Below are 536 nucleotides of genomic sequence, written 5' to 3'. Positions count from 1 at the left end.
GCTCTAGTAAATTCTTCAGTGATGTATTTTTCTAAATTAAAGGCTGAATCATATAGAAGTTCTTCAGTAACCTTAATTCCAACATGGAGTTTATGCGCATCAAGTGATACTTGATCGAATGTGCCATCTCCAAAGGTTAGTTGACCACCTTCTTCAACCCATAGGGCTGCTGGCTTTGTAGCTGCAATATTGATTTTATGAAGTCCTGAAGTTTGAACTTTTGTAGCTAGTTTTCTTACAATATTTTCTTCTTCAAGACCATTTACAATATCTACTTCCATTTCTTCTGGAACTAAATATCCACCACTTTCATCTGTACCTACTTTTAATTCATTTGAAATATCTCTAAAGTTAGTTCTTAGTGCTTTCATCATAGATTTCTTATAGACATTTCTTGCTCTCATTGGTTTTTCTTCTTCAGTAAAAATAGCAGGTTCATTTGTTAGTGCTTGAGTAGTAGGTTTTTCTAAAGTTTTATCCATTTCTTCTTCCCTCTTCTTTCTTTCAATTTCACGAGTATAATTCTCGATAGTTCT

General features: G+C 33.2%; 1 protein-coding gene. It reads right to left on the bottom strand.

What is annotated here, in order from left to right:
* The coding region (locus PEPTYR26121_RS08605) for a phage major capsid protein (protein WP_246285934.1) at positions 1-482 on the bottom strand (482 nt) is incomplete at its 3' end.
* Between the last annotated feature and the right edge of the window lie 54 nt (positions 483-536).

It is taken from the genome of Aedoeadaptatus nemausensis (genome assembly GCF_903819165.1).
GTDB classification, from domain to species: domain Bacteria; phylum Bacillota; class Clostridia; order Tissierellales; family Peptoniphilaceae; genus Aedoeadaptatus; species Aedoeadaptatus nemausensis.
The sequence above is the reverse complement of the archived record's forward strand: the minus strand, read 5'-3'. Positions and strand labels throughout refer to the sequence as shown.